25 protein-coding genes and 1 rRNA gene are annotated in these 25442 nt (G+C 59.7%); 5 read left to right on the top strand and 21 right to left on the bottom strand.

Annotated elements, in window-relative coordinates:
• Positions 1–339, bottom strand: a 16S ribosomal RNA gene (locus QZ638_RS11455); the annotation flags it as partial.
• 746 nt (positions 340–1085) lie between these two features.
• Here QZ638_RS11455 and QZ638_RS11450 point away from each other — a divergent pair.
• Positions 1086–3023, top strand: coding sequence for a M23 family metallopeptidase (locus QZ638_RS11450; protein WP_295810297.1), 1938 nt, complete (start codon positions 1086–1088; stop codon positions 3021–3023).
• 4 nt (positions 3024–3027) lie between these two features.
• Here the strand turns inward: QZ638_RS11450 and QZ638_RS11445 are convergent, their stop codons facing one another.
• The 10 genes from QZ638_RS11445 to QZ638_RS11400 all read right to left on the bottom strand — a co-directional run bounded on the left by QZ638_RS11445 (position 3028) and on the right by QZ638_RS11400 (position 16529).
• The gene (locus QZ638_RS11445) at positions 3028–4593 is read right to left on the bottom strand and encodes an MFS transporter (RefSeq protein ID WP_295810295.1); all 1566 of its coding nucleotides are present in this window, start codon (positions 4591–4593) and stop codon (positions 3028–3030) included.
• Positions 4594–4681: 88 nt separating this feature from the next.
• Positions 4682–6187: a L,D-transpeptidase gene (locus tag QZ638_RS11440; protein WP_295810294.1), complete on the bottom strand. Its 1506-nt coding sequence runs from the start codon at positions 6185–6187 to the stop codon at positions 4682–4684.
• A 131-nt stretch (positions 6188–6318) separates the two neighbouring features.
• Positions 6319–6684 (bottom strand): MmcQ/YjbR family DNA-binding protein, encoded by a 366-nt coding sequence (locus QZ638_RS11435; protein ID WP_295810292.1) that lies wholly within the window; start codon positions 6682–6684, stop codon positions 6319–6321.
• Between the two features lie 20 nt (positions 6685–6704).
• The gene (clpB, locus tag QZ638_RS11430; RefSeq protein WP_295810290.1) at positions 6705–9326 is read right to left on the bottom strand and encodes an ATP-dependent chaperone ClpB; all 2622 of its coding nucleotides are present in this window, start codon (positions 9324–9326) and stop codon (positions 6705–6707) included.
• Positions 9327–9543: 217 nt separating this feature from the next.
• Complete coding sequence (locus tag QZ638_RS11425; RefSeq protein ID WP_366936236.1) at positions 9544–10221, bottom strand: DUF4167 domain-containing protein; 678 nt, start codon at positions 10219–10221, stop codon at positions 9544–9546.
• A 346-nt stretch (positions 10222–10567) separates the two neighbouring features.
• Entirely contained in the window at positions 10568–11452 is an 885-nt protein-coding gene (prmC, locus tag QZ638_RS11420) for a peptide chain release factor N(5)-glutamine methyltransferase (protein ID WP_295810284.1), read from the bottom strand.
• A complete protein-coding gene (prfA, locus tag QZ638_RS11415) occupies positions 11445–12524 on the bottom strand; it encodes a peptide chain release factor 1 (protein WP_295810282.1) in 1080 nt (359 codons plus the stop codon). Before prfA ends, prmC begins: the two co-directional genes overlap by 8 nt.
• Before the next feature lie 21 nt (positions 12525–12545).
• Complete coding sequence (ptsP, locus tag QZ638_RS11410; protein WP_295810279.1) at positions 12546–14816, bottom strand: phosphoenolpyruvate--protein phosphotransferase; 2271 nt, start codon at positions 14814–14816, stop codon at positions 12546–12548.
• Between the two features lie 74 nt (positions 14817–14890).
• Positions 14891–16165 carry an aspartate kinase gene (locus QZ638_RS11405; protein ID WP_295810277.1) on the bottom strand — a complete coding sequence of 425 codons (1275 nt, stop codon included), beginning with the start codon at positions 16163–16165 and terminating at the stop codon, positions 14891–14893.
• A gap of 169 nt (positions 16166–16334) precedes the next feature.
• Complete coding sequence (locus QZ638_RS11400) at positions 16335–16529, bottom strand: VOC family protein (protein WP_295810272.1); 195 nt, start codon at positions 16527–16529, stop codon at positions 16335–16337.
• A 22-nt stretch (positions 16530–16551) separates the two neighbouring features.
• On the opposite strand from QZ638_RS11400, the gene QZ638_RS11395 reads away from it, so the two are divergent.
• Together QZ638_RS11395 and ubiG are read left to right on the top strand one after the other, a co-directional pair.
• Positions 16552–16974: an SRPBCC domain-containing protein gene (locus tag QZ638_RS11395; RefSeq protein ID WP_295810270.1), complete on the top strand. Its 423-nt coding sequence runs from the start codon at positions 16552–16554 to the stop codon at positions 16972–16974.
• Positions 16975–17056: 82 nt separating this feature from the next.
• Complete coding sequence (ubiG, locus tag QZ638_RS11390) at positions 17057–17806, top strand: bifunctional 2-polyprenyl-6-hydroxyphenol methylase/3-demethylubiquinol 3-O-methyltransferase UbiG (RefSeq protein WP_295810268.1); 750 nt, start codon at positions 17057–17059, stop codon at positions 17804–17806.
• 6 nt (positions 17807–17812) lie between these two features.
• Here the strand turns inward: ubiG and QZ638_RS11385 are convergent, their stop codons facing one another.
• Genes QZ638_RS11385 through QZ638_RS11370 form a run of 4 tightly spaced genes read right to left on the bottom strand, consistent with a single transcriptional unit; the run spans position 17813 to position 20144 of the window.
• Entirely contained in the window at positions 17813–18238 is a 426-nt protein-coding gene (locus QZ638_RS11385) for a DUF1178 family protein (protein WP_295810265.1), read from the bottom strand.
• Complete coding sequence (locus QZ638_RS11380) at positions 18235–19098, bottom strand: carbon-nitrogen hydrolase family protein (RefSeq protein WP_295810264.1); 864 nt, start codon at positions 19096–19098, stop codon at positions 18235–18237. Before QZ638_RS11380 ends, QZ638_RS11385 begins: the two co-directional genes overlap by 4 nt.
• On the bottom strand, positions 19095–19361 hold the full coding sequence (gene grxC / locus QZ638_RS11375) for a glutaredoxin 3 (protein ID WP_295810262.1): 267 nt from the start codon (positions 19359–19361) through the stop codon (positions 19095–19097). The genes QZ638_RS11380 and grxC overlap by 4 nt, the downstream gene beginning before the upstream one ends.
• Positions 19362–19388: 27 nt before the next feature.
• The gene (locus QZ638_RS11370) at positions 19389–20144 is read right to left on the bottom strand and encodes a ComF family protein (RefSeq protein WP_295810299.1); all 756 of its coding nucleotides are present in this window, start codon (positions 20142–20144) and stop codon (positions 19389–19391) included.
• A gap of 115 nt (positions 20145–20259) precedes the next feature.
• Between QZ638_RS11370 and QZ638_RS11365 the strand changes: the two genes are divergently transcribed.
• Positions 20260–21129 (top strand): methyltransferase domain-containing protein, encoded by an 870-nt coding sequence (locus QZ638_RS11365; RefSeq protein ID WP_295810260.1) that lies wholly within the window; start codon positions 20260–20262, stop codon positions 21127–21129.
• Between the two features lie 21 nt (positions 21130–21150).
• On the opposite strand, the gene QZ638_RS11360 is transcribed toward QZ638_RS11365, so the two are convergent.
• From QZ638_RS11360 to QZ638_RS11335, 6 genes are all read right to left on the bottom strand, one after another.
• Positions 21151–21318, bottom strand: a complete 168-nt coding sequence (locus tag QZ638_RS11360; protein ID WP_295810257.1) for a Flp family type IVb pilin — start codon at positions 21316–21318, stop codon at positions 21151–21153.
• A 75-nt stretch (positions 21319–21393) separates the two neighbouring features.
• Positions 21394–21714 carry a hypothetical protein gene (locus QZ638_RS11355; RefSeq protein WP_295810254.1) on the bottom strand — a complete coding sequence of 107 codons (321 nt, stop codon included), beginning with the start codon at positions 21712–21714 and terminating at the stop codon, positions 21394–21396.
• Positions 21715–21818: 104 nt separating this feature from the next.
• Positions 21819–22232 (bottom strand): 8-oxo-dGTP diphosphatase MutT, encoded by a 414-nt coding sequence (gene mutT / locus QZ638_RS11350; RefSeq protein ID WP_295810251.1) that lies wholly within the window; start codon positions 22230–22232, stop codon positions 21819–21821.
• Complete coding sequence (locus QZ638_RS11345; RefSeq protein WP_295810249.1) at positions 22229–23032, bottom strand: N-acetyltransferase; 804 nt, start codon at positions 23030–23032, stop codon at positions 22229–22231. The genes mutT and QZ638_RS11345 overlap by 4 nt, the downstream gene beginning before the upstream one ends.
• Before the next feature lie 3 nt (positions 23033–23035).
• The gene (argJ, locus tag QZ638_RS11340) at positions 23036–24277 is read right to left on the bottom strand and encodes a bifunctional glutamate N-acetyltransferase/amino-acid acetyltransferase ArgJ (RefSeq protein WP_295810246.1); all 1242 of its coding nucleotides are present in this window, start codon (positions 24275–24277) and stop codon (positions 23036–23038) included.
• Positions 24278–24463: 186 nt separating this feature from the next.
• Positions 24464–24703, bottom strand: a complete 240-nt coding sequence (locus QZ638_RS11335; RefSeq protein ID WP_295810244.1) for a hypothetical protein — start codon at positions 24701–24703, stop codon at positions 24464–24466.
• Positions 24704–24820: 117 nt separating this feature from the next.
• Here QZ638_RS11335 and QZ638_RS11330 point away from each other — a divergent pair, with 117 nt between their 5' ends.
• A complete protein-coding gene (locus tag QZ638_RS11330) occupies positions 24821–25420 on the top strand; it encodes a TetR/AcrR family transcriptional regulator (protein WP_295810241.1) in 600 nt (199 codons plus the stop codon).
• The last annotated feature ends 22 nt before the right edge of the window (positions 25421–25442 follow it).

Genomic DNA, 25442 nt, shown 5'->3' with positions numbered 1-25442 from the left:
GTCCAATATTCCCCACTGCTGCCTCCCGTAGGAGTCTGGGCCGTGTCTCAGTCCCAGTGTGGCTGATCATCCTCTCAGACCAGCTACTGATCGTCGCCTTGGTAGGCCTTTACCCCACCAACTAGCTAATCAGACATGGGCTCATCCAACTCCGATAAATCTTTCCCCCGAAGGGCGCATACGGTATTAGTTCAAGTTTCCCTGAGTTATTCCGTAGAGCTGGGTAGATTCCCATGCGTTACTCACCCGTCTGCCGCTCCCCACAAGGGGGCGCTCGACTTGCATGTGTTAAGCCTGCCGCCAGCGTTCGTTCTGAGCCAGGATCAAACTCTCATGTTTAGAGATTTGATATTGGCTTTATGGTCACGCTTGAATCGACGAGAACATTCACACCCGCCTGACCGATAAAACCAGCCAGACGATTGTAACTTTCTCTCGAAACGTGATCCGCCAAAGTCTCGTTCGGATCCAAATCCCCGAAGGTACCCAGATCCCGCAAGCCTCTGCCGCCCACGTTTCTCTTTCTTCCAATATTCAATTGTCAAAGATCAGACGTCACAGACGCAACGTCAGGGCCCTCAGCGTTTCGGCTCCGGGCCCGGTCGAGTGTCGCTCACGCGGCTCTCTATGATATCCCCAACAAGGCCGAAACTAAGCGCCGCCAGCGGCGTGCCGCCCTCGTTGGTGACGCGTATATAGGCCGGACCCAAACAAACTGTCAACGGACAAAACGTAAGTTTTTTGAATTTTTTGCGACACATTTTTCGGACCGTGAAAGTCCGCTTTTCGAACACGGCTTCACACAAGTGTTGCCATTCATCACGCCGTCACATTAGAGTCGAATTTAACGAATAAATGCGGAATGCGATTTCATAGAGCGACAGCGTCCCGACGGCGCATTTCGGACGCTCATTATATAGATCAGGTATTCATGACCGTGAGGGTCGGGGAGAAGCCTCTGTCATCGTTGTTCTCCGATGTAGCGTTGAACCGCGCTGTCCGCCTGTCCGTCAAGCCCGGGCACGTCCTTGCGCGCCGCCCCGTATGGCAAGGAAAAGAAACATGACATCGAGGCGCCACCGGCAATGAACGATAGCGAGCTTCTCGAACAGACCGTTGGCGAAGACGATCCCCTTATTGCAGACGGACGCAGCGGCCCGCCCGATCGCCGTGAAATTTCCGCGCGCTGGCTTGTCGGCACATTTCTGACAGGCGTCACTTCTACGGTTCTCATGGGTGTGGCGCTTTCCGCCGCCCTGGATGGTCGCCAGCAACTCGCCACGCCACCCGAGGTCGCGCTTCTCGGCGACATATCCGATCCCATTGCGGAAGCAGCCAAGACAACCCGTCTCGTAACGCCCCCCACGATCAGCCGCGGCGAAGAGCGGCGCATGATGGAGGTGTCGACCGTGATGCGCAGCGGCGACACCGACGTCATCCGCACCCTGCCCTTCGTGCACGCCAAGATGGCCCTCACCGCCAATCACTCGACCGACAAGGACTACCCGCCTTTCGACCCGCTCGCCGTATTCGCAGAGGACGGCGCCACAACCACCGCCCGCACAGGCCTGATCTACGGCGCGAAGGTGGAAAGCGAAGTCAGCCTCAAAAGTCTGGACTTCCCGCTGCATTCTCAAGAGTTCAGCTCGGCGCGCAGTCTGAGCACAGAGGAGGTCGAGGTCGCAGTCCGCAACACCGGCGCGATTCTGACCGACGGCGATGTGCAGGTGGCCGCACTCCACTATGTGGATCCGCAACGCTTCGGCGATACACTATCGACACAGGCGCTCGCCGCTTTCGGCGCGCGCGTCATCCCCGAAAACGTCTCCATCGCAACGCAGACCACCCGGGAAACCACACCGGAATTCGCAGAAGACCTCATTCCCTTCCGCACCGAGCGGGCGATCGCCGATGTCTTCGCCCAGTCCGGCTACAAGGGCGAGGACGTCGACGGCATGGTCGAAGCCATTACCAAGCTGCTCAACGCTCCCGACCTCAAGGCGGGCACGTTGCTTCGCATCGGTGTCGAAACCCGTGGCGAAAGAAGCCGCATCGTGCGCACGAGCGTCTACGAGGGCAGGAAGCATATCGTGACCATCGCCCTCGACGATCGCGAACAATATGTGCCGGCGGAGGAACCGGAGATGAACCCGGTGCTTCTTGCAGCCTTCGACCACCCGGCCGCATCGCGCCGCATGCCCCGCTCCGATCTGCCGCGCGTCTATGACGGCATCTATCGTGCGGCTTATGCTTACGGCCTGACGCCCGATATGACGAAGCGGCTCATAAAACTCCTGTCGGCGGATGTCGATTTCCAATCGCGGCTTTCGCCCGCCGACCAGCTCGAAGTGTTCTTTTCGGCGCCGGATGCGGACAAGAACGCCACGGATCAGTCAGAATTGCTTTATGTAAAGGCGAGTTTCGGCGGCACGACACGCACTTTCTATCGTTTTCAGTTTGACGACGGCACAGTCGACTATTTCGACGAGGACGGCCGCAGCGCGAAACGTTTCATGCTCAGAAACCCGGTTCCGAACGGTCGGTTCACCTCCGGTTTCGGCATGCGGCGGCATCCTGTCCTCGGCTATAGCAAGATGCACACAGGCGTGGACTGGGGTGCGCCACGCGGCACCCCGATCATCGCTGCCGGTGACGGCGTTGTGGAAAAGGCAGGCTGGGCCGGTGGCTATGGGCGCCAGACCATCATCCGCCACAACAACGGCTTCAAGACGTCCTACAATCACCAAAGCGGTATCGCCAAGGGCGTGTCGGCGGGTGCTCGCATTCGTCAGGGCCAGGTGATCGGGTATGTGGGGGCAACCGGTTTGGTGACCGGCAACCATCTTCACTACGAAATGATCGTCAACGGCACCAAGGTCGACCCGATGCGGGTGCGCCTGCCCGACAACCGCGCGCTCAAGGGTGAGGATCTGCTGGCCTTCGAACGCGAACGCGGCCGGATCGATGAACTGCTCGAAGAAAACGAGGATGCCCCGCTTTCAGTCGCCGCGAGCGATAGCTGATCCGTCAATCCAGGCCCGTTGCGCCCACGGGTTCTTTGCCTTTCGCCTGTTGCGTGAACCAGGCAACCAACGCAGACGCAAGACAGAAGGCGCACATCACCCAGGCCACCCCGGAAAACGCGGCATCGCTGGCGGACACCCGCGCAGCCTCCAGCGTGTCGGGCAACGCGCCACCGGCAGGCTCGCCGAATCCCGGCACCGTTTCCACCCGCGATCCGAGTGCGCCCGCATACCGGTACGCGGCGAAGGTGCCCATCGCCGCCACAGCCATGAGACCGGCGATGCGCGAAATGGCATTGTTGATCCCTGAGGCCGCACCGGTATCTTCATCCCTCACCGAGGTCATAACAGCAGTGGACAAGGGCGAGACGACAAGCGCCATTCCCAGCCCCATCAGCACCATCATAGGAAATGCCGCCAACCAGAAGCGGTGAATGCCCGATCCGGAGATAAAGGCCAGACCACCGAACGCCAGCGCCACGACGAAGCTGCCAGCTGTGATCGGCAAGCGAGGGCCGACCGCATCGGACAGGCGTCCGACCGGCCCCGAAAGACCCGCAATCGCCAGCGACAAGGGCAAGAATATAAACGCCGTTGTGGCTTCATCCAGCCCCCACCCGGCGATCAGCAGCATGGGAAGGTAGAAGAGAATACCCGACAGCGCGAAATAAAGGACGAAGGTCGCAACATTGGCGCCGGAAAACGGAAGAATGGCGAAAAGCGAGAGATCGATCATCGGCTCCTTGCGCGACCGCTCCCAGACGACGAAGCCGCCGAGCACGCAGAGTCCGAAGGCCACCGGAACCATCGCGCCAGACGCGCCACCCTCTCCAGGACTGTCCGCGGAGGACGCGGTAAGACCGTAGGACATCGCCCCAAAGGCGATTGTCGCCAGGATCGCGCCGATCAGATCCAATTTTCGGTCGCCCGCCGGCCGGTCTGGGGGGACACGCAGAAGCATTGCGATGGCGAGCGCGCCCAAGGGCAGGTTGATCGCAAAAATGACGCGCCAGGCCGCGTCGCCGAACGCGGACAAAAGCAAGCCGCCGAAAACCGGACCTATCGCGGTGGTCAGCGCGGACGAAGCCGCCCATATGCCAATCGCCTTGCCCCGCTCTGCCCTTGGATAGGCCTTGGCGATGATGGCCAAACTGCCGGGAACCATGAAGGCGGCACCAATGCCTTGCACCCCACGGGCCATAATCAAGGCATCGGCCGAAGGAGCGGCAGCGCACACCATCGAGGCCAGAATAAACAGCACGATGCCGGCAATGAACGTCTTGCGCAGACCAAATTTGTCTCCAGCACTTCCGCCAACCAGGATAAGAGCCGCGAGCGTCAATGCATAGGCGTTTGAAATCCACTGCGCATCGGCCAGAGAAGCATCGAGATCGGCGCGCATTGCCGGCATGGCAACCGACACAACGGATCCATCGATAAAGCCGAGAGCAGACGCCAAGATCGCGGCGAACAGAACATTGCTCCGGCGCGAACGCGGACAGAATGTCCGCTCCGCCGCGCTTTCAGCCTCAAGCGCAAGCCCAGGTTCGATTTCGCATGGCCCCTGCATCGGGAGAGGGTACCTGCCGAATCCTCCCTCATCAATCCGGGAGAAGAAAGCTCACTGCCGTAAGCTGTCACGAAGCTTCCAAGCAGACCTATTCGGCAAACGTCACTGAGACGCCGGGCTTAACACGCTTTGCAAGCTCTTCGGCGTCCCAATTGGTCAAGCGGATGCAGCCATGCGAGGCGGTCTTGCCGATCTTGGAAGGATCGGGCGTACCATGAATGCCGTAGGTCGGTTTGGACAACGCGATCCAAACGGATCCGACCGGACCGTTGGGACCGGGAGGTATGGTGAGGACCTTATCGTTGTTGCCCTGCTTAAAATTGAGTTTCGGATTGTAGGTATATTCCGGATTGAGGGCGATCCGGGCAACGGTATGCGTGCCTGTGGGCGACGGGGTGTCGGATGAACCGATCGTTGCGGGATAGGCCGACACGAGCTGACCATCTTCGTTGTAGGCGCGCAATTGCTTGGCACTTTTGTCGGCCACGATGCGCGTTACCTCAACCTTCGCGGGGCGCTTGACATTGACCACTTTGATAATCGTTCCCGGGCGATTGAAATTCGCATCCGGATTGAGAGCAACCAGATATTTTTCATCCATATGAAAACGCTCGGCCAGCATCTCGACAACAGACGTATAGGAAAGTGCCTCGAGCTGCGCCTTATGCGCGTAATCCGATGGGACCGAAGCGATATATGGACCCGCAGCATCCTCGGCAGTGATGGTATAGTCCTTAAATGCATCGCCGCCGGTGCGCTCCAGTTCCGCTTTCACCCATTCCTTGTCATAGGTTCTGAGCGTCTGGCCCGTGATCTCGCGATAAGCGCGGATCGCTTTGTTGACATTGTCGCCAGTGCGGCCGTCGATCACGCCGGGCGATGCGCCTAGACGGTCCAGCAGCACCTGAAAACGGGTCACATCCTCACTAACACCGCTCGGCAGGACCACGGCGCTGTCCTTTGGGAGAGACGGCATGTCGGACGCATTGTCGGAACCATCATCAAAGCCCGGCTCTCCATCGGGAATGGCGGCCATGCTGTCCCTTGGGTCCGGCGCATCCAGCGGTGCACGTTCGATGGTTTCACGCCGGTAGTCGGGGGCCTCGCGATAGACATCCCGGTCGTCGTATCGCGGTGCCTCGCCGTAGGATTGATCGGCGTACGGATCCGTATAGCGATCGTCCGGCGCATTGCGCGCCCTTCCGCGATCACGCCTGTAGCGGTCGACATCGCGAGGGTCGGAGAAGTCATAAACCTGGCCACCGAACTCGCGCGGGCGCGCGGGCCGGCGTTCGTACTGCCTGTCGCCCGGCGCCGCAGGACGAATTTCCACCACTTCGCCAGTATAGGCATCAACAATGATCTCGCGGCCATACTGATCGATATAAACATCGAAATCATAGTTTTGAGCAATTTGAACGGGCGTGTCCGCAGTCACCGTGTTCGGCGCATCCCAATCGCGCGCAACATCGTTATCGGCTGAATTGAACACATGGCTGTTGCGGCGGGTTTCGGTTTCCGGCATTGCAGCCAGCGCCGCCGCCGGCCCCATCGCCAGGCACAAAGCAGTCATCAAATGCAGTTTCACCTTCATCGCCCCTCGTCTCATCCCATCTGGATAGGCTGATCGCCCCGCCGGCGATTCGCCCATTTGACGAATGATTTACCATAGGAGATGAACCGGACGTGAAGATGGCGACGGTCACGGCATTTTCAGGGCGGAACTCAGGCCGGATCAAGGCCGAGTTCACGCCTCAGTTTGCGGGTCAGGCCCGAGGCGACGATCCGGTGACTTTCCGCCAGATAATCCGCCAATGCGTCGTCGTCCATTGTTTCGTTGGTCTGCCTCTGGATCCATTTCATGCCGCGAGATGCGAGATAAGGTGCCGGGCGCAGACCCGGTTGCTCCCTTAGCACGTCGAACGCCATTTCCGAACATTTGAAGGACACGGCAACATTCTCGCCACCGCTATGACTGCCGATGGCAAAGACCTTGCCGCCCACCTTCCAGACATGCGCCCCACCCCATTGAACGACATGCGCGGTGTGGGGAAAGGCAGCGCAAACCGCATTGTATTTGTCGATTTGCACGTGCCTTCCCCTTGTCCGAACTAGGCCGCCTGTTCGGCCTGCTCCTCGAGCGACGCCTTGCGCGTACGGAAATTCAGGCGATCGGAAGCCGACGTAACCTTTACGTTGGAGCCGTCGAAGATCTCGCCCTGGAGAATCTTCTCCGCAAGCGGATCCTGAAGTTCCTTCTGCATGACCCGTTTCAGGGGACGCGCGCCGTAAGCCGGATCATAACCCTTGTTCGCAAGCCAATCGACCGCCTCCTTGTCGAGGTCGAGCGTAATCTTACGGTCTGCGAGTAGCCTTTCCAGACGCTGAAGCTGGATCTCGACGATCTGCCCCATATCCTGCCGACGCAGCCGGTCGAACAGGATAACCTCGTCAATCCGGTTCAAGAACTCGGGGCGGAAGGACGCCTTGACGACATCCATGACCTCGTTGCGCACCTTATCGACATCCTCGCCCTCACCAAGATTTACGAGGTACTCGGCGCCAAGGTTCGAAGTCATAACGATCAGCACGTTGCGGAAATCGACCGTGCGACCCTGACCGTCTGTCAAACGACCGTCGTCGAGAACCTGAAGGAGCACGTTAAACACGTCAGGATGCGCTTTTTCGACCTCATCGAACAGGATGACCTGGTAAGGCCGGCGGCGAACCGCCTCGGTCAGAACACCCCCTTCCTCATAACCGACATAGCCGGGCGGCGCGCCGATGAGCCGGGCCACGGAGTGCTTCTCCATGAATTCCGACATGTCGATGCGCACCATCGCCTGCTCATCGTCGAAGAGAAAACTGGCAAGCGCCTTGGTCAACTCCGTCTTGCCGACACCGGTCGGGCCGAGGAACATGAACGAACCGATGGGCCGGTTGGGATCCTGCAAGCCGGCACGGGCACGGCGCACGGCCTTGGACACGGCTTGCACCGCCTCGCCCTGGCCAACGACCCGTTTGGCGAGCTCATCTTCCATGCGCAACAATTTCTCGCGTTCGCCTTCGAGCATTTTGTCAACCGGAATACCGGTCCAACGCGAAACGACATGAGCCACATGATCCGGCTTAACGGTCTCCTCGACCATACCGGAAGCGCCCTCTTCCTCGCTCTGCGCCTCGGCCTCGGCAAGGTTTTTCTCAAGTTCCGGGATCAGGCCGTAAGCCAGTTCACCGGCCCGCTGGAATTCGCCCCTGCGCTGGGCAATGGCCAGTTCGTTTCGTGCCTCGTCGAGTTGTTTCTTGAGGTCGGCGGCAAGACCGAGCTTATCCTTTTCAGCGGCCCAGCGGCTGGTGAGGCGCGACGACTCCTCTTCGAGATCGGTCAATTCCTTCTCGAGTTTCGCCAGGCGATCCTTCGATGCTTCGTCTTTTTCCGCCTTCAACGCCTCGCGCTCGATCTTGAGCTGCATGATGCGCCGATCGATCTCGTCGAGCTCTTCCGGCTTGGAGTCCACCTGCATACGCAGCCGAGAAGCCGCCTCATCCACAAGGTCGATGGCCTTGTCGGGCAAGAAACGGTCGGTGATGTAACGGTTGGAGAGCGTGGCGGCAGCGACAAGAGCCGAGTCGGAAACCCGCACTTTGTGATGCTGCTCATACTTCTCCTTCAATCCGCGCAAGATCGAAACCGTGTCCTCAACCGTCGGCTCGGTGACGAAAACCGGCTGGAAACGTCGGGCCAATGCGGCGTCTTTCTCCACATGCTTGCGGTATTCATCCAGCGTCGTCGCACCGACGCAGTGCAACTCGCCGCGTGCAAGAGCCGGCTTCAGGAGGTTGGATGCATCCATGGCGCCATCGGCCTTGCCGGCACCCACAAGTGTGTGCATTTCGTCGATGAACAGAATGATGTTTCCATTGGCTGCCGTCACTTCGGAAAGCACAGCCTTCAAGCGTTCCTCGAATTCGCCGCGATATTTCGCCCCGGCAATCAAGGCCCCCATATCGAGCGCCATGAGCTGCTTGTCTTTCAGAGATTCAGGGACGTCGCCATTGACAATGCGCAGGGCAAGCCCTTCGGCGATGGCGGTTTTACCGACACCGGGTTCGCCAATCAGCACCGGATTGTTTTTCGTGCGGCGCGACAGAACCTGGATCGTGCGACGAATCTCGTCGTCGCGGCCGATCACAGGGTCGAGTTTACCCCCGCGGGCATCCGCCGTTAGATCGCGCGCATATTTCTTGAGCGCGTCGTAGCCTTGTTCGGCACTGGCCGAATCGGCCGTCCGGCCCTTGCGTATATCGTTAATCGCCTGATTCAGAGCGGTCGGCGTAACGCCTGCCTTGGACAGGATGTCGGCCGTCTTGGCAGATTTCTCGACCGCAAGCGCGGTAAGCAGACGCTCCACGGTGACGAAGCTGTCGCCGGCCTTCTTGGCAAGCTCCTCAGCGGTTGAAAAAACCTTGGCGAGGGGCTGCGCCATATAGAGTTGACCATTGCCGCCTTCCACCTGAGGCATGGCCTTCAGCGCGGCTTCGACACCAAGACGAACATCCTGCGCCCGCCCACCCGCGCGTTCGATAAGCGAGGCGGCGAGCCCCTCTTCGTCATCGACGAGCACCTTGAGCAAATGCTCAGGCGTAAACTGCTGGTGATTGCTGGTCAGCGCGTGGGTTTGCGCAGCCTGTATGAAACCGCGAACCCGCTCCGAATACTTCTCAAAGTTCATAAGTGTCTCCATTTCCTTGCCGACCTGCTTTGCAGCACCGACAACGACCAATGCGACGGGCTCCCATAAACCGTGATCGGATCAGATTATCACGGTCTTTCGCGGCAAGCCCAACTGTTTGAGATATGGGAACATATCCCTATCAGCACAAGATGGAGACCAAAACGAAAAACGGCGGGGAAGTCCCGCCGTCTCGTACATTCTCTCGTTTGCCTGTTCAGCCCTGCGCGGCGATCTTTTCAGGCGCGGCAGCAGGGGCAGCACTCTCACTTCCTTCACCGCCTTCGGCATCCTCCGTCTTACGCGTGCGGGGGCGGCGTGGACGTTTGGCCGGCTTTTCACCTTCCTGAGCCTCGTCGCCACTTTCCGCTTTAGCGGCGGCAGGTTTGCTGCGGCTGCGGCGTGCAGGCTTCGGCTTGTCGCCTTCCGTCCCGCCGTTCATGCCGTCAGCAGCGTGGCCGTTCGTCGTGCCAGCGCCCGCTTCCTCGCCGTTGAGCGCGAGCTCGGCCGGAACACCCTTGATCTCGGGTTGCGGACCGGAACCGTCCTCGACACGCTTCTGGCGCTGTTGCTTCTGGTTGCTGCCGTTGCTTGCCTCGGAAGCGTCCTGCTCGTCCGCGTCGCCATCGGAATCGTCGCGATTCTCACGCGCTTGCTGCTGTTGCTGAATCTGTGCCTGAGCCGCAGCGATAATGCGATTGTAGTGTTCCGCGTGTTGCAGATAGTTCTCAGCCATCACGCGATCACCGGAACTTTGCGCATCACGCGCCAGTGCGGCGTATTTATCCGCCACTTGCTGTGCTGTTCCGCGGATTTTCACATCCGGGCCATTGCTCTCGTAGCTGCGTGCTAACGGATTCGGGCCCTTGCGGTTGTTATTCCCGCGACCGCGCATGCGCCTGTTCTGCTGTTGTGGCCTCATTCGACTCTCTTGGTTTTCGAGACTGCTTGTTCGAGACAGATTGTTTGAAACGATACTCTTTCAGATGGCGGACGACGGCGGGAAGCCAGCAGTCTCACATCTCCCCTTGGCTCTATGCCGCGCCGCTCGTCGCGGGCGCCAATGCCATTGCTGTTCCGCTTCATATCAGTTGCCGGACAATCCCCACAATGAAGCAGAGGCGATAAACGCCTTTCACGACAGCTGGTCCTCGGGAACCGAATCGATAACGGTGCTGTCTGCTTCGTCCCATCCGGTAGCCGGAACCTAGCGGCATTCTTTTGCAATGCCAAGCTTTTTTTCAAGCTTGTTCACGAGACGTTTTTGCGGCGAAAATCAACGTTCGGTCATGTCCGGCCAAATCCCGTCCCGCCTGGTGCAAGCGAAAACCTTTCCCGGTGAAAAGCTCGGTTACACTCTCCCTTTGATCGTATCCAATCTCTACGGCAATCATTCCGCCAGCAGCCAGACAGGCCGCGCTTTCCGCAGCTATCCGTCTGTAAGCATCCAGACCGTCTTGGCCGGCAACGAGCGCACGTCTCGGATCGTGTCCGCGAACCTCAATGGCAAGGCTGCACCAATCGCATTCACGGATATAGGGCGGGTTCGAGACGATGAAGTCGAAACGGCTGTCAATCTGGTCGAACCAGTTGGACAGGCAGGCCTCGAACCGACCGCCATATCCATTTATATCGGCATTCGCGCGCGCCGTTGCAAGCGCATCGGCGGAAATATCCGATCCGACAGCCCGCGCGGCCGGCAAAACGCTCAACAAAGCCAGTGCAATCGCGCCCGTGCCTGTCCCAATATCGAGGATACGCCAGGGGCGGTCTTCCCCACCCAGTCGCCGAGCCTCCGCCAGAACGAGATCGACCAGCGTTTCGGTATCCGGGCGAGGCTCGAGCGTTTCCTCCGAAAGCTTCAATTTCAGCCCGTAGAACTCCCTGTAACCAATGATACGATGCACGGGTTTGCCAGCGATGCGCGCTTCCAGCGCGTTGTTCAACGATGAACGTTCGGCCTCGGAGATCGTCCATTCGGGTCGCGAGATGGCATCGAGGCGCGAGGTTTGCGTGACATGTTCGACGAGAAGCCGCGCATCGAGCGCCGCTTCGGGGATTCCGGCACGCTTCAACCTGTCGCGAGCCTCAACAAGCAGTGCACCAAGAGTCTCGGCGTCAGCCATCCGTCTCTGTTTCCGCAAGCAGCTTGGCCTGATGGTCGGAGATCAAAGCGTCGATCACTTCATCGAGGTCGCCCTCAATCACGCGGTCGAGCTTATAGAGCGTCAGGTTGATGCGGTGATCCGTAAGGCGCCCTTGCGGAAAATTATAGGTGCGGATGCGCTCCGAACGGTCACCGCTGCCCACCTGCAAACGCCGCGCCTCGGACCGCTCGTCCGCCGCTTTCATGCGCTGCATATCGAACAGCCGCGCCCGCAGGATCTGCATGGCGCGAGCGCGGTTCTGATGTTGCGATTTTTCAGCCTGAAGCACAACGATCCCGGTCGGGACATGCGTGATGCGCACTGCCGAATCGGTTGTGTTGACGTGCTGCCCGCCGGCGCCCGAAGCACGCATCGTGTCGATGCGTATGTCGTCGGGCCTGATGTCCACGTCGATGTCCTCGGCTTCCGGCAGAACCGCAACCGTGGCGGCAGAGGTGTGAATACGGCCCTGCGCCTCCGTCGCCGGCACACGCTGTACCCGATGAACGCCGGATTCGAATTTCAGGCGTGAGAACACGCCGCGGCCCGAAACAGTGGCAATGATTTCCTTGTAGCCGCCCGCCTCGCCCTCGCTGGCCGAGACGACTTCGACGCGCCATCCCTTCTCCGAAGCATAGCGCTCGTACATCCGGAACAGGTCGCCGGCGAAAAGAGCGGCCTCATCGCCACCGGTGCCGGCGCGGATTTCCAGAATTGCGTTTTTGTCGTCGGCTTCGTCCTTCGGCAGGAGAAGGATCTGCATTTCCTCGCCGAGCGTCTCGAGGCGTGCTTCAACGTTCTCAAGGTCAGCCTCGGCGAGCTCACACATCTCTCTGTCCGTCGCCGGATCGGCGAGCATCGATTTGAGATCGTCCAGTTCGTTTTCGGCCTGGCGCAATTCGCGGATCTTGCCCGCGACTTCCTGCAATTCGGAATATTCGGAAGCGAGCTTCACATAGACATCGGGCTCGGGTCCTGCCGCCATCTGCGCCTCGATCAGCTCGAAGCGTTTGAGAACCTGGTCCATGCGGTCGCGTGGCAAGTCGGTCATCGACGGGAAAGCCTGTCAGTTCTAGAGAGCAACGGTGTGCCGGTTGGCGAAATCGCGAAGCAGCGCGCGAATATCGGTGGATGCACTGTGGTTGGCAAGTGCTTCTTCCATCACGATGGCAAGGTCAGAGAGCGGCAGTTCGCAAAGCATTGCTTTCACCGGGCCGATCGCCGCCGGTGCCATGGAGATGGAGCGGAAGCCGATCCCAAGCAGCGCCATGGCCGAGATGGGCCGTCCGGCCAACTCGCCGCACAGGGTTACCGGGGTTCCATGCTCGTCTCCTGCGCGCACGATCTGGCGGAGAATACGCATGAACGGCACGCTCAAGGGATCGAACCGATCGGCAATACGCGTATTGCCGCGATCGGTCGCGGTGACGAACTGGAAAAGATCGTTGGAACCGACGGAAACGAAATCCACCGTTTGCATCAGCTCCTCAAGCTGCCAAAGCAGCGAGGGCACCTCGATCATCGCCCCCAGTTTAAGGCGTGTGGGCAGAAGGTAACCAAACCGCGAAAGGTGCCGCACCTCGCGATCAACGATCTCGCGCGCCTGGCGAACCTCGCTGACCTCCGTGACCATCGGCAGCATCATGCGCAATTCGCGTCCGCCGGCCGCCTTCAAGAGCGCGCGAATCTGTGTGCGCAGCAACCCCGGACGGTCAAGTGTGAGGCGAATGGCGCGCCAACCCAACGCCGGGTTTTCCTCGTGTTGCGCTCCCTTAAAGTAGGGGAGCACCTTGTCACCGCCGATATCGATCGTACGAAACGTTACCGACTTGCCGTCGGCTGCATCGAGGACCTCGCGATAAAGGCGCTCCTGAGCTTCGACGCGTGGAAAGGCCGCAGCCACCATAAACTGGAGTTCCGTGCGAAAAAGTCCGATACCGGCCGCTCCCGACTGCGCCAGTTGCGGCAGGTCGACGGCGAGCCCGGCATTCATCATCAGGTCGACGGGAGTTCCATCTTTGGTTTCGGTCGGGCGATCACGAAGCTCCTGGTAGAGTTTTTGACGGCGCGCGCGGAAGCGCACCTTCTCGGCATAGGCTTCTTCGACATCCGCCTGCGGCCGCAGATGCACCTGACCATCTTCGCCATCAACGATGATCGCATCGCCGTTCTCCGACATGGAAACGGCACCCTTTACCTGCCCCACCGTCGGCAGGCCGATGGCACGGGCGACGATAACGATATGGCTCGTGGGCGCGCCCTCCTCCAACACCAGGCCGCGCAATTTCTGCCGCGGATAATCGAGCAATTCCGCAGCCCCCATCGAGCGCGCAACGATAATGGCGTCCTTGGGCAGAATTTCCGCCAGCGCATCGGCCCCCCGCCCCATCAACTGACGCAGCAGACGATTGGCGAGATCGTCGAAATCGCTCATTCGCTCGCGCAGATAAGGGTCGGTCATGTGCATCATGCGCGCGCGCATGTCGCTTTGCACCTTTTCGACCGCCGCCTCCGCTGTCAGGCCGTTGTGGATCGCCTCCTGCAGACGGCGCACCCAGCCTCGATCGTTGGCGAACATACGATAGGCTTCAAGCACGGCTCTGTGCTCGCCTTCGAAAGCCACATCACGACGCGACAGCATGTCGTCGATCGACAGACGCAGAGAATCGAGAGCAGTCTCGAGCCGCTCCAGTTCAACCTCGCTGTCTTCATTGAAGAGCGCCGTAACGACAATGCGCGGCTCATGGAGCACCACGTGGCCAAGCCCGACGCCCTCGTTGAAAGGCAAGCCCGTCATACTGACGGGACGACTCAGATCGAGATCGATGCCCGGACGGGTCAACCGCGCCAGATCGCCCGTGGCGATCATCTCGGCGATGACCATTGCAACCGTTTCCAGCGCTTCCACCTCGTCTTCGCGATAGTGCCGCATAGTGCGATTCTGCACCACGAGTACGCCAAGGGTACGTCCGGCCCGAAGTACCGGAACGCCAAGAAACGAGTGATAAACCTCTTCCCCCGTTTCCGGCAGGTAAGTAAATGCCGGGTGCTTCTGAGCATCGGAAAGATTAAGCGGCCGCGCGCTGGCGGCGATGGTGCCGACCAAACCCTGACCGAGACGAAGCTGCGCCAAGTGGACCGCACCGGGGTTCAGACCCTCGGTGGCGTAGAGTTCCAGCATCGAATCGGCGCGCAGCACGTAAAGCGAGCACACCTCGGCCACCATGTTCTGGGCGATTTCGCGAACGATGTGATCGAGACGCTCCTGCGGATCGAGCGCCTCGGCCATCAGTTCCCGCAAACGCCTTAGCAACACTCTCGGGCCGCCGGCAGAATCTCGCATCGAACCCCTCTCCATTGGCCCGTGCCAGCCACATGAAGGAGCCAGGCAAAAGCCGGTTTTCGGGTTATTGTTTGTTACTGCTTATCGAGACCGTAGACAGAATGCAAAGTGCGAACCGCCAATTCCGCATAGGGACCGTCGATCAGAATCGATATCTTGATCTCGGATGTGGTGATCGCGCGAATATTGATCCCCTTTTCGGCCAAGGCCTTGAAGGCAATTGCAGCAACACCGGCATGACTGCGCATCCCGATGCCGATAACGGAGACCTTCACGAGCCCCGCTTCCGACTGAATGGCATCGAAACCGATCGTATCGCGCACCTTCTCAAGCACCGAAACGGCCTTTTCCAGATCGCCGGACGGCACCGTGAAGGTCATATCCGTGCGTGAGCCATCCTCTGAGATGTTCTGCACGATCATGTCGACATTGATGTTGGATTCGGCCAGTGGACCGAAAATGCCGGCAGACACACCCGGGCGGTCGGAAACGCGACGAAGCGATATCTGCGCCTCGTCCTTGGCGTAGGCGATGCCGGTGACGACTTGCTGTTCCACGATTTCATCCTCATCGCAAATGAGCGTACCGGGCGGGTTGTCGAAATCCCCCATGCCCGGCGCATCCGGATCCTCGAAAGACGATCTTACGAAGGTTCTGACCTTGTGCACCATGGCCAGTTCCACCGAACGGACCTGAAGCACCTTGGCGCCAAGCGACGCCATTTCAAGCATTTCCTCGAAAGAGATCTTGGGCAGGCGCCGCGCCTTGGGCTCGATGCGAGGGTCGGTCGTGTAGACGCCATCGACATCGGTATAAATGTCGCAACGGTCCGCCTTCACAGCCGCCGCCACCGCCACCGCACTGGTGTCGGAACCGCCACGCCCCAGCGTGGCGATGCGGTTGTCCGGCCCTATGCCCTGAAAACCGGCGACGACCGCCACCTGGCCGGTGCCCATACGGCGGACGATCTCACTGCCGTCGATGTCCTGAATGCGTGCGGCACCATGCGCATTGTCGGTACGAATGGGAATTTGCCAACCCTGCCAGGAGCGAGCGTCGACTCCCATGGATTGCAGGGCAATGGCGAGAAGACCGCTGGTCACCTGTTCGCCCGAAGCAACGATCGCATCATATTCGCGCGCATCGTAAAAAGGAGATTCGGCGCCGGTAGCCTTCGGCATGGTTTGCGCCCAGCCAACCAGTTCATTGGTCTTGCCGGACATGGCCGAAACGACGACTGCCACCTCATGTCCCGCATCGGTTTCGCGTTTTACGTGACGCGCCACATTGTGGATGCGGTCGATATCGGCGACGGAGGTTCCGCCGAACTTCATAACGATGCGCGCCATGGGAACGGAGTGCCTTTGCTCGGAAATTCCAACCGCCCGACAAACGCGCGGATACAACACGATGCAGCAGCGGAAACCCGCTCTGCGCCGCGCACTCCATATCGAAAAGATCAGTTATCTGCAAGCAATGCGACACGGCCAAGCAAAGCTTCTCGGACCCCTTCCGTGGTCATTCCGGAATCGGTCCGCCGATCGCCCAATTATGACCGAAAGGATCGCACAACTGGCCGTACCGCGCACCCCAGAACGTATTATCCAGCGGCATTGTTGCGGTCGCCCCTGCCTTCTCGGCGCGCCCGTACCATTCATCCGCATCGTTCACCTCGAGATGGATCGCGACACCACGCGGCTCGTCGGCCGACATGCCGAACTCGCGGAGTCCATCGATGTACCCGATGATCGATCTGACGTTTGAACGACACATCAAGGCGTCCATAACCACCGTCTGGAACGGCCTCACCCGATCCGACCTGATCGCCAAATGGTTCTTCGCGGTCGACTTCAAGCCGGTCGTCGGACATCGTTTCACACTGATCGGCAATGCGACAACCGGCTGGCGCGGATGGACCAATGTGGAAATTTTCGTTCTGGAACCACCTCATCGCATGGTCTGGTCCTTCGATTGCATAGACGAGGCGCAACCTTCCACGGTCGAAATCCGCCTTGAAGAACGGGAAGCCGGTGTGCAGCTCACATTGATGCATACGGGAGAAGTTCCGACACAGACAAAGCGCCTGCTCGAAGAAGGCTGGAACACCTACATTGGAAGGCTAAGCCGACTCTGCGAGCGGATTCCGGCCTGGGTCTGAGACAATTCCCGCCTTGACAATTGCCCGCTGCAACCCGACTTCATGGGTCCAGGTTTCAGCAACACCCAGCGAGGGGGTTTCCATGTCCGAGGCCCGACAAACGACGATCGACAGGCGTGAAATCGAGCATTTCTCCGCATTGGCGGCGGAATGGTGGAATCCTGCGGGAAAGATGGGCGTTCTGCACAAGTTCAATCCCGTGAGGCTGGCCTATATCCGCGATCATGTGGCGGCGCATTTCGGCCGCGATCCGCACACGGCAAAACCGTTCGCGGGGCTGCGCATGCTCGACATCGGCTGCGGCGGCGGCCTGCTGTGCGAACCAATGGCGCGTCTGGGTGCCGAGGTGGTGGGGGCGGACGCCTCCGAAACCAATATCGAGGTGGCCAGAATTCACGCCGAGCAGAGCAAACTCGCCATCGATTACCGTGCAACGAGCGCAGAAGCACTTGCGGATATGGGGGAAAGCTTCGACATCATCCTCAATATGGAGGTGGTGGAACACGTTTCCGATGTGGACTTTTTTCTCTCTAAGTGCGGAGCGATGCTGAAGCCCGGGGGCCTGATGTTCGTGGCGACCATCAATCGGACGCTGAAGGCCTGGGGGCTGGCAATCATCGGCGCGGAATACGTGCTTGGATGGCTGCCGCGGGGCACGCACCAATATGAAAAACTGGTGCGTCCGAGCGAACTGGAAAAAGGACTTGCCGGTGCCGGCATTGAAATCATCGACCGGAGCGGCGTCGTCTACAGCCCGCTCGGCGACCGTTGGCAGCGTTCACGCGACATGGACGTCAACTACATGGTGGCCGCAACCAAGCCAGACGCGTAAGCGGCTTCAGTTTTGCTCTTCGGGGAAAAGCGGCAACGGCATGAATTCGACTCCGTCTTCCACAAGAGACTCGGCCTCTTCGGAAGTCGCTTCGCCATAAATGCCGCGGGCTTCCGTTTCACCAAAGTGGATCTTGCGCGCCTCCTCGGCGAATTTGTCCCCCACATAGTCCGCGTTTTCGCGCACCTTGTCCGATAATTCCTTGAGCTGGGCCAACACTTTTTTCTGCTGTTCGCCGATGGCCAGTGCGATCTGTTCACGTCGCTTGCCGGTGGAAACGGCGGGGGCCATCAAAGCCTTCTCCACCCGGCTGGACCCGCAATGGGGGCAAGATACCAGATCGCGCTTTCTCTGGTCATCGAAATCCGAATTGTTGCGAAACCAGGCCTCGAATGCGTGATCGTGCTCACAGATCAGGTTGAAGCTGATCATGAGGCTTTCCTTTCGACCGACGGGCCACTCGAAACCCGAGCGACGGAGAAATCCTGCGCATTCTTCAGGTTCGGAATCTTTGCGCGCGCAACCGCCACCTGATCCAGGTCCAGTTCTGCGATCGCGATGCCAGGCGCATCCCCATCGACCTCGGCCAGAACCTTTCCCCAGGGATCGACGATCATCGAGTGTCCGTAGGTCTCCCGTCCGTCCTCGTGCAGACCGCCTTGGGCGGCGGTGATCATGAACGCGCCGTTTTCGATTGCGCGCGAACGCACCAACACATGCCAATGCGCCTCGCCGGTCTGGCGGGTGAAGGCCGCCGGAGCAGTCAGCACCTGGGCTTCAGCGCGCGCGAGGGCACGGAACAATTGCGGAAAACGCAAATCGTAGCAAATGGCGAAACCAAGCCGGCCAAAAGGCAAATCGGCAACCACAGCGCGCTCACCGGGCGCATAAGTGGCCGATTCACGCCAACTCTCGCCATTGTCCAGGTCCACATCGAACATGTGAAGCTTGTCATACGTGGTGACCAAACGGCCATCCGGCGCAAAAAGGAAAGCGCGGTTCGCGACGCGGCCATCATCAAGCGCGACTGCGGTAGAACCGAGATGGACGAAAATCGAAAGCTCTTCGGCAAGCCCGCGTGCACGCTCGATTATCAGCGTCCCACGATCCGCGGCGATCCGCTCGGCAAGCTCTTCGCGACTGCGCACCAGAACACCGGTCATCTCGGGGCTTTGCACATAACGTGCACCCCGCCCCGCAGCCTCGCGCACCAGCGCCTCGAACGCATCCGTGTTCGCTTCCGGCTCGGTGCCGGAACGCATTTGAAGAGCGGCGGCGATCAGTTTGCTCATGCCTGAATCTCCGAGAGCATCGCGTCCAGCTTGCCATCGCGCTCGAGCGCGAGCAGCTCGTCGCAACCACCCACATGGGTGTCACCGATGAAAATCTGCGGAAAAGTCGAACGGCCGTTCGCGCGCTGAACCATTTCCTGGCGCAACTCGTTGGAGAAGCTCGCATCGTGTTCGGTATATGCGACAGCCTTGCTGTCGAGCAGACGCTTTGCCGTGCTGCAAAAGCCGCACATCATCCGGGTATAGATCGTCACTTCAGGCATCGTTTGTCTCATACTCTTTGTCGGAGCTTATATAGGGTCTTGTTCGTCGGCCCGGAAGTCCCCCGGAAGAACACGGGCAAAGGTCAGCACGTCAACCTGGTGCGCACCGGCACGTTTCAGGACGCGTGAGGCCGCCGCAACCGTCGCGCCGGTCGTGTAGACGTCGTCCACCAGAACGATGCGGCGCGATTTTATCTTCGGAGCTGAAATCTCCGGCACGCGAAAGGCGCCGCGCACATTTGCCTGACGCTCGCGCGCGGCGAGGCCCACCTGCTGGCGTGTGCGGCGCGCTCGAACGAGCGCTTCCGGCGCATAATCGAGCCCACCGAATTTTGCGACCGCACGTGCAAGCTCCGCCGACTGGTTGAAGCGTCGTGACAGAAAACGGGCGCGATGCAACGGCACCGGTACGACCAGATCGGATTCGGATAGAAGTTCGACGCCTGCACGCACCATCCAGCGTGCCATCCAGGGTGCAAGGTCCGTGCGGTCACGGAACTTCAGCCCCTGCACAAGATTGCGCGCAACGCCTTGATAGACAACGGCCGAACGCGCTCGCGCAAAGGGCGGTGGATCGGCAATCGCTTCTGCGGAAAGCATGTTCTCGCCAAGGTCGATGGAGAACGGCGTCCCCATCACCGGACACCATGGCCGCTCCAGAAACCGCAATCGGCTCCAACAGGAAGGACAAAGCGTTCCGGGCTCGGTGACCAAATTCGAGCAGCCAAGACAGACCGGCGGAAAGAGGACGCGCTGCATCCATCCCGTCATTACGCCCGTCATTTGCGAAACGCGCACCGCCAATCGCTCCCCCCGGCCGTCGCTTTCCCCAACGCATTGCCTCTTTGCCACCATAGCAATTTTGTGCGATGGCGCACCCTCAAACAGAGGATCACGCATGGAACAGCTCTTCGACGGCGAACTGGCCCTTTTGCGCAAAAAACGCGCTTTGATCCAGGGCGACCCGGGCGCGCGCTTTCTGATGAAACGGGCGGTCGACGATTTGGAAGAGCGCATTGCGACCGTCGAACGGCACTTCAAGAAAGCCGCTGCAGTGTTTTGCCTGACGGACGACGCCGCACGCGCTATGCAGAATAGCACCAAGATCGGGGAGGTCGCGCGTATCGAGGTCGACCCGGCTTTGCTCGAGAATGGAGGCCTTGTCGCCGGGGGCGAAACGCTACCGACCGAGCCCGACAGTTTCGATCTCATCGTGTCGTTGCTCAGCCTTCACGAGATCAACGACGTTCCAGGAGTGCTCGCACAGATCAGGCGCAGTCTGAAGCCCGACGGATTGTTTCTCGGCGCTATGGCGGGCGCAGGCACGCTGCAGGAATTGCGGGAATCTCTTCTGGAAGCCGAGACTGAATTGTCCCAGGGTGCCGCCCCTCGTGTCAGTCCGTTCGCCGACGTGCGCGACATAGGCGCCCTTCTGCAACGGGCGGGTTTCGCGCTGCCGGTTGCAGATCTCGAGAACGTTACCGTGCGCTATGCGACCATGTTCGATCTGATGCGCGACTTGCGCTCAATGGGCGCCACCAGCATCCTGTCCGCACGCACGCGGCGGCCCGCAACACGCACCCTCTTCGTGCGCGCGGCGCAAATCTATGCGGAACGCTTTGCCGATCCGGACGGGCGGATAAGAGCGACCTTCAATCTGGTCTGGATGTCGGGCTGGGCGCCGCACGAATCCCAACAGAAGCCGTTGGCGCCCGGCAGCGCAAAGATGTCATTGAAAGATGCATTGGAAAGGAACAAAAAGCGCTAGAATGCACGCGGAAGCGGCGGCTCATTGATTGGCGCTCGTCACCCTGTCGGCCACGTTTTCGTAAGATGCCTTGACCTCTTTGCCCGTCTGAGCCGCGCCGACCACAATCGCCAGCGAGATCAAACCGGCGATCAGTGCATACTCGATCGCTGTCGCACCTGACGTGTCGTGTAGAAAGTGCCTGCCCATGCGCGCGGTTCCCTGTTCGAAATACGATCCTAGGGCGAAAGCCTTAAGAAACCTTGAGACCTGGCTACAGGTTTGTCAGCACTCCCCGCTTCGACGTCCATCCTCGTGGATGACGCATACCGCATTGCGCGAGGGCTGCAATACGCTGCGTCGGATCGTGTAGTTCCGATTGTCCCGCTTGGTCGATGCGGTGGTAATAGGGTCGATGCCGAACGGCGCACCGATTTGCACGACCGTGGCTCGTGCGCGTTTCTCGGCCATCGGTGTGAGAACCAGCGCCAGCGCCACGCCAGCGGTTCCAAACAGCAAAGCGACCCGGAGAGCGCCCATGCCCATATTGCCGGCCCGCACGGTCCATTCCGCGCGCTCCGCATCACCGTGCACTTTGAACGTCATAACAACCCCTCGCCAGACGGTTGACCCGGCCGCGAATGCGGCGCTTCCCCGCAATCAAATTCTCATTGTTGCGTAAACGAAGGCTTAACCCTGAAGCTGAGTACTCAAAGCAGGTCGATCAAGAATGGTATGAGCGGCGCATCGGCGGGTGGCATGGGATAGCCGCGCATGTCGCGCGGTCGCACCCATTTCAGTTCCTGGCCTTCCTGCGCCACGGGTGTGCCCCAGAAACGCCGACACACGTAAAGCGGCATCATCAAATGAAAGTCTTCATAGGTGTGGCTGGCGAAAGTAAGGGGCGCAAGACATGCCGTCTTGGTCTCAATCCCCAGTTCCTCGGTGAGTTCGCGAACGAGAGTATTCTCAGGCGTTTCGCCGGCTTCCACCTTGCCGCCGGGAAACTCCCAGAGTCCTGCCATGGTCTTGCCTTCCGGGCGCTTGGCAAGAAGCACCCGACCGTCCGGATCGACCAACGCACAAGCCGCCACCAGGAGTATCCGCTTGGGCTGATCGTTCATGCGTTGCGCTCCGTGTCAGCCGGTGGTCCGGGTTGGCGATAGTGGTATGAATAGATTTCCTTGAAACCGAGCGCGCGATAAAGACGCAGCGCCACACCATTGTCGGCTTCCACCTGCAGCCAGGCGCGCTCGGCACCATGAGACTGCGCCCATTTGAGCGCCGAGAGCAGGACGCGACGGCCGAAACCCTTGCCGCGCAAGGAAGGTCTGGTCGCGATTTCGAAAAGCCCCGCCAGATCGCTGTCATGCACACAGATGGCAGTCGCCACCGGCTCCTCGCCCTCTTCGAGAACGAACAGCCCAGTTTCCGGCCGAATGGCGCCGATGACGCGGGCAAGCCCCGCGCGATGAAGTTCCTCGTATCCGTGAACCTTGAGAGTGGCATTGACGAAACGGCGCCGGTCCTTAAGTGGAATCTGATCCATCGCTGCGGAAAGATCCGCTTTGCCCAGGTCGAGCGCCATCACCAGTGAGTGACCGAGCTTCGCCCATCCCTGCCGATCGAGATAGCTAGAAATTTCCGGTGCAGCGAGCGGCGAAAGCCGAAACGTTACGGGCCGCCCGTAAGCCCTGAACTGCTCGGCGGCGGCCTCGATGCGCGCGTCCAGATTGCGGTAGTCGCCCGGGTCGAGCGGATTAATAGAGTTCAAGCGCTTGGCCGGATGGCCCGCTGTCAATCGCAGAACCCACGTACCGTCATAGGCAACCGTTTCCGCCGGCCAGGCGCGCAACCCGGCCGCCTCGAAACGACGAATAATCGCGAAGTCTTTTTTTGCGTCCTGCCTCACCTGGCCTGGCACACCCTAGCTCCGATAGTCACCATTGATGGCGACATATTCCTTGGTCAGATCGCAGGTCCAAACCGTAGCCTTGCCGCGCCCGATGCCGAGATCCACGCGTAACGCGATCTCATCCTTTTTCATATAGGCGGATGTGGCTTCCTCGGAATAGTCGGGGTCGCGTTCGCCCTCGTGAGCGACACGGATATCCCCGAACCATATGGACAGAAGATCGCGCTCCGCCGGCTCGCCCGCTTTGCCGACCGCCATGACGACACGCCCCCAATTGGCATCCTCACCGGCGACAGCCGTCTTGACGAGCGGCGAATTGGCTATGGAAAGCGCAATCTTCTTCGCAGATCGAGACGACTTCGCTCCGTTCACGGTGATTTCGAGCTGTTTGCGTGCGCCTTCGCCGTCACGCACAACCTGCAAGGCGAGGTTCTTCAAAACACGGTTGAGCGCACGCCGGAACCCGGCCAACCGCGGGTCTTTGGTGTCACTGATCGTCGGTGCGCCGCGCCTGGCCGCGGTTCCAGTCGCGAACATCATCAGTGTGTCACTCGTGGACGTGTCGCTGTCAACGGTCACAGCATTGAAGGTCTTGTCCGTTCCCCTGGAAAGGAGATCCTGCAAAACAGGTGCCGCGATCGGTGCATCCGTCGCCACGAAAGAGAGCATCGTCGCCATATCCGGCGCGATCATGCCGGCTCCCTTGGCGATGCCGTTGATGATCACGTCCGTATCGCCGATTTTCACCGTTGCCGTGGCCACTTTGGGATAGGTGTCCGTGGTCATGATCGCCTTGGCGGCTTCCAGCCAGCCGTCGGAGCGGGCGTTGCGCGTCATGCTTTCCAGAAAGCCAGTGATTCGCTCGGCGGGAAGCGGCTCACCGATAACGCCGGTGGATGCCATGAACACAGCGTCTTTCCCCACACCCAACGCCTTGGCCGCAGCTTCGCCGACGGCAGCCGTTGTCACGCGCCCTTTCTTTCCGGTGAACGCGTTGGCGTTGCCCGAATTCACGACCAGAATGCGCGCCGTTCCGCCTGCCAAATTTTCACGGCAGAACTCCACCGGCGCAGATGGACATTTCGACCGAGTGAAGACACCAGCCACTGTGGTGCCCTGGTCGAACACCATTGTGAGCAAATCCGTCCGCCCCTTGTATTTCACACCGGCCTCAGTGGTCGCGATGCGCACGCCTTCAACAGACGGCATGGACGGATATTTTTCGGGCGCAAGCGGGGAGACTGCAGCGGACATGAGGCAAACTTACTCGGGTTGCGGCTTTCAATGCTTGCCGGTCTGCCCGGTTTTTTTTCCCGGCGCAAGCCGAAACCGGGTTGAGGCCGTGACGGAATACGCCTTGCGTGCTGAACGCTCCCAACGAAGTCACAAACGGCGCGATAAGTGGCTTTTCCCGATAGTGGCCCTCTCCCAATACGATGTCTAGCGGACAACCGGGTTCAAGAAGGCGCGAAACACACGCTGCACCATCGGAATGAGAAGCCAAACCATAGCGATTACCACCAACGGCACCACCACGAGCGTTCGCTGCCAGAGGGTCCAATCTTCGGTGAAAGGAAGCACGAGATAAAGAAGCCCCGTTACCAGCGGATAGACACCGGCAAAAACAAGAACAGCAAAGCGTGGTCGGGAAAAGCGTGTGGATTGCGATGCAGCAGTCATAGAAGGTATCCTTATCGAAACGGTACGTTCCGATTAAATAAAACGGATCGTTCCGTTTTGTCAAGGGCCCTGCTAGAGTGCGCTCCTGCTTCAACAGCCCACAAGAGATGTGTCACAGTGGCAAAATCGGATGCCCCGCCTCCAAGACGCCAATCGATCGGCGCCAAGCGCAACCCGGAAACGGCTGAAGCCATTCGCGCAGCAGCGCTGGAAATTCTGCACAGCGAGGGGTATGCGGGCTTTTCAGTTGAGAAGGTCGCCAAGCGAGCTCGTGCCGGTAAGCCCACAATCTACAGATGGTGGCCGAGCCGGGCCGCCCTTCTTCTGGATGTTTACCACCTTCAGAAAAGCGGCATCGAGTACCCGGTGACGGACGACATCGAAGATGACCTCGTCATGTATCTGCAAAGCCTCTTCGCACATTGGCTCGACGGTCCCTCAGGCGACATATTTCGCTCCATCATGGCAGAAGCCCAAGTGGAATCGTCGGCCCGAGAGGTCTTTCTGGAGTATGTGTCCACACGCCGAGAGCGGCTTGCAGAAATGCTCGCCGCACCACGATCAGGCAAAAAATTGGCGATCGAAGCAACAAGGATAGCCGATCTGACAATCTCGTATGCCTGGATGCGGTTGCTTACCCAAACACTCGACGTTCCCGAGAAAGACATAAGGCTTTCCGTACGCTGCATTCTGGCTGGTGCCCAAACATCGATCTGAGCAAGCAAAAAAACGGCGGGCG

Origin of the sequence: uncultured Nitratireductor sp. (assembly GCF_913053745.1) — a bacterium.
GTDB lineage: Bacteria > Pseudomonadota > Alphaproteobacteria > Rhizobiales > Rhizobiaceae > Nitratireductor.
Note: the sequence above shows the minus strand (reverse complement) of the source record. Positions and strands in the feature narration are given on the sequence as shown.

Bases quoted from the DNA above. Each gene is read 5' to 3' on its own strand.
- ptsP (WP_295810279.1), bottom strand. From the start codon at position 14,816: ATGCGAGATTCTGCCGGCGGCCCGAGAGTGTTGCTAAGGCGTTTGCGG.
- QZ638_RS11360 (WP_295810257.1), bottom strand. From the start codon at position 21,318: ATGGGCAGGCACTTTCTACACGACACGTCAGGTGCGACAGCGATCGAG.
- QZ638_RS11355 (WP_295810254.1), bottom strand. From the start codon at position 21,714: ATGACGTTCAAAGTGCACGGTGATGCGGAGCGCGCGGAATGGACCGTG.
- QZ638_RS11400 (WP_295810272.1), bottom strand. From the start codon at position 16,529: ATGTCGGCCGACGAGCCGCGTGGTGTCGCGATCCATCTCGAGGTGAAC.
- QZ638_RS11450 (WP_295810297.1), top strand. From the start codon at position 1,086: ATGAACGATAGCGAGCTTCTCGAACAGACCGTTGGCGAAGACGATCCC.
- prfA (WP_295810282.1), bottom strand. From the start codon at position 12,524: ATGACCGACTTGCCACGCGACCGCATGGACCAGGTTCTCAAACGCTTC.
- argJ (WP_295810246.1), bottom strand. From the start codon at position 24,277: ATGTCCGCTGCAGTCTCCCCGCTTGCGCCCGAAAAATATCCGTCCATG.
- QZ638_RS11365 (WP_295810260.1), top strand. From the start codon at position 20,260: ATGGAACAGCTCTTCGACGGCGAACTGGCCCTTTTGCGCAAAAAACGC.
- QZ638_RS11425 (WP_366936236.1), bottom strand. From the start codon at position 10,221: ATGCGCGGTCGCGGGAATAACAACCGCAAGGGCCCGAATCCGTTAGCA.
- clpB (WP_295810290.1), bottom strand. From the start codon at position 9,326: ATGAACTTTGAGAAGTATTCGGAGCGGGTTCGCGGTTTCATACAGGCT.
- QZ638_RS11380 (WP_295810264.1), bottom strand. From the start codon at position 19,098: ATGAGCAAACTGATCGCCGCCGCTCTTCAAATGCGTTCCGGCACCGAG.
- QZ638_RS11395 (WP_295810270.1), top strand. From the start codon at position 16,552: ATGTACCCGATGATCGATCTGACGTTTGAACGACACATCAAGGCGTCC.
- QZ638_RS11405 (WP_295810277.1), bottom strand. From the start codon at position 16,165: ATGGCGCGCATCGTTATGAAGTTCGGCGGAACCTCCGTCGCCGATATC.
- grxC (WP_295810262.1), bottom strand. From the start codon at position 19,361: ATGCCTGAAGTGACGATCTATACCCGGATGATGTGCGGCTTTTGCAGC.
- prmC (WP_295810284.1), bottom strand. From the start codon at position 11,452: ATGGCTGACGCCGAGACTCTTGGTGCACTGCTTGTTGAGGCTCGCGAC.
- ubiG (WP_295810268.1), top strand. From the start codon at position 17,057: ATGTCCGAGGCCCGACAAACGACGATCGACAGGCGTGAAATCGAGCAT.
- QZ638_RS11445 (WP_295810295.1), bottom strand. From the start codon at position 4,593: ATGCAGGGGCCATGCGAAATCGAACCTGGGCTTGCGCTTGAGGCTGAA.
- QZ638_RS11370 (WP_295810299.1), bottom strand. From the start codon at position 20,144: ATGACGGGCGTAATGACGGGATGGATGCAGCGCGTCCTCTTTCCGCCG.
- QZ638_RS11385 (WP_295810265.1), bottom strand. From the start codon at position 18,238: ATGATCAGCTTCAACCTGATCTGTGAGCACGATCACGCATTCGAGGCC.
- QZ638_RS11335 (WP_295810244.1), bottom strand. From the start codon at position 24,703: ATGACTGCTGCATCGCAATCCACACGCTTTTCCCGACCACGCTTTGCT.
- QZ638_RS11440 (WP_295810294.1), bottom strand. From the start codon at position 6,187: ATGAAGGTGAAACTGCATTTGATGACTGCTTTGTGCCTGGCGATGGGG.
- mutT (WP_295810251.1), bottom strand. From the start codon at position 22,232: ATGAACGATCAGCCCAAGCGGATACTCCTGGTGGCGGCTTGTGCGTTG.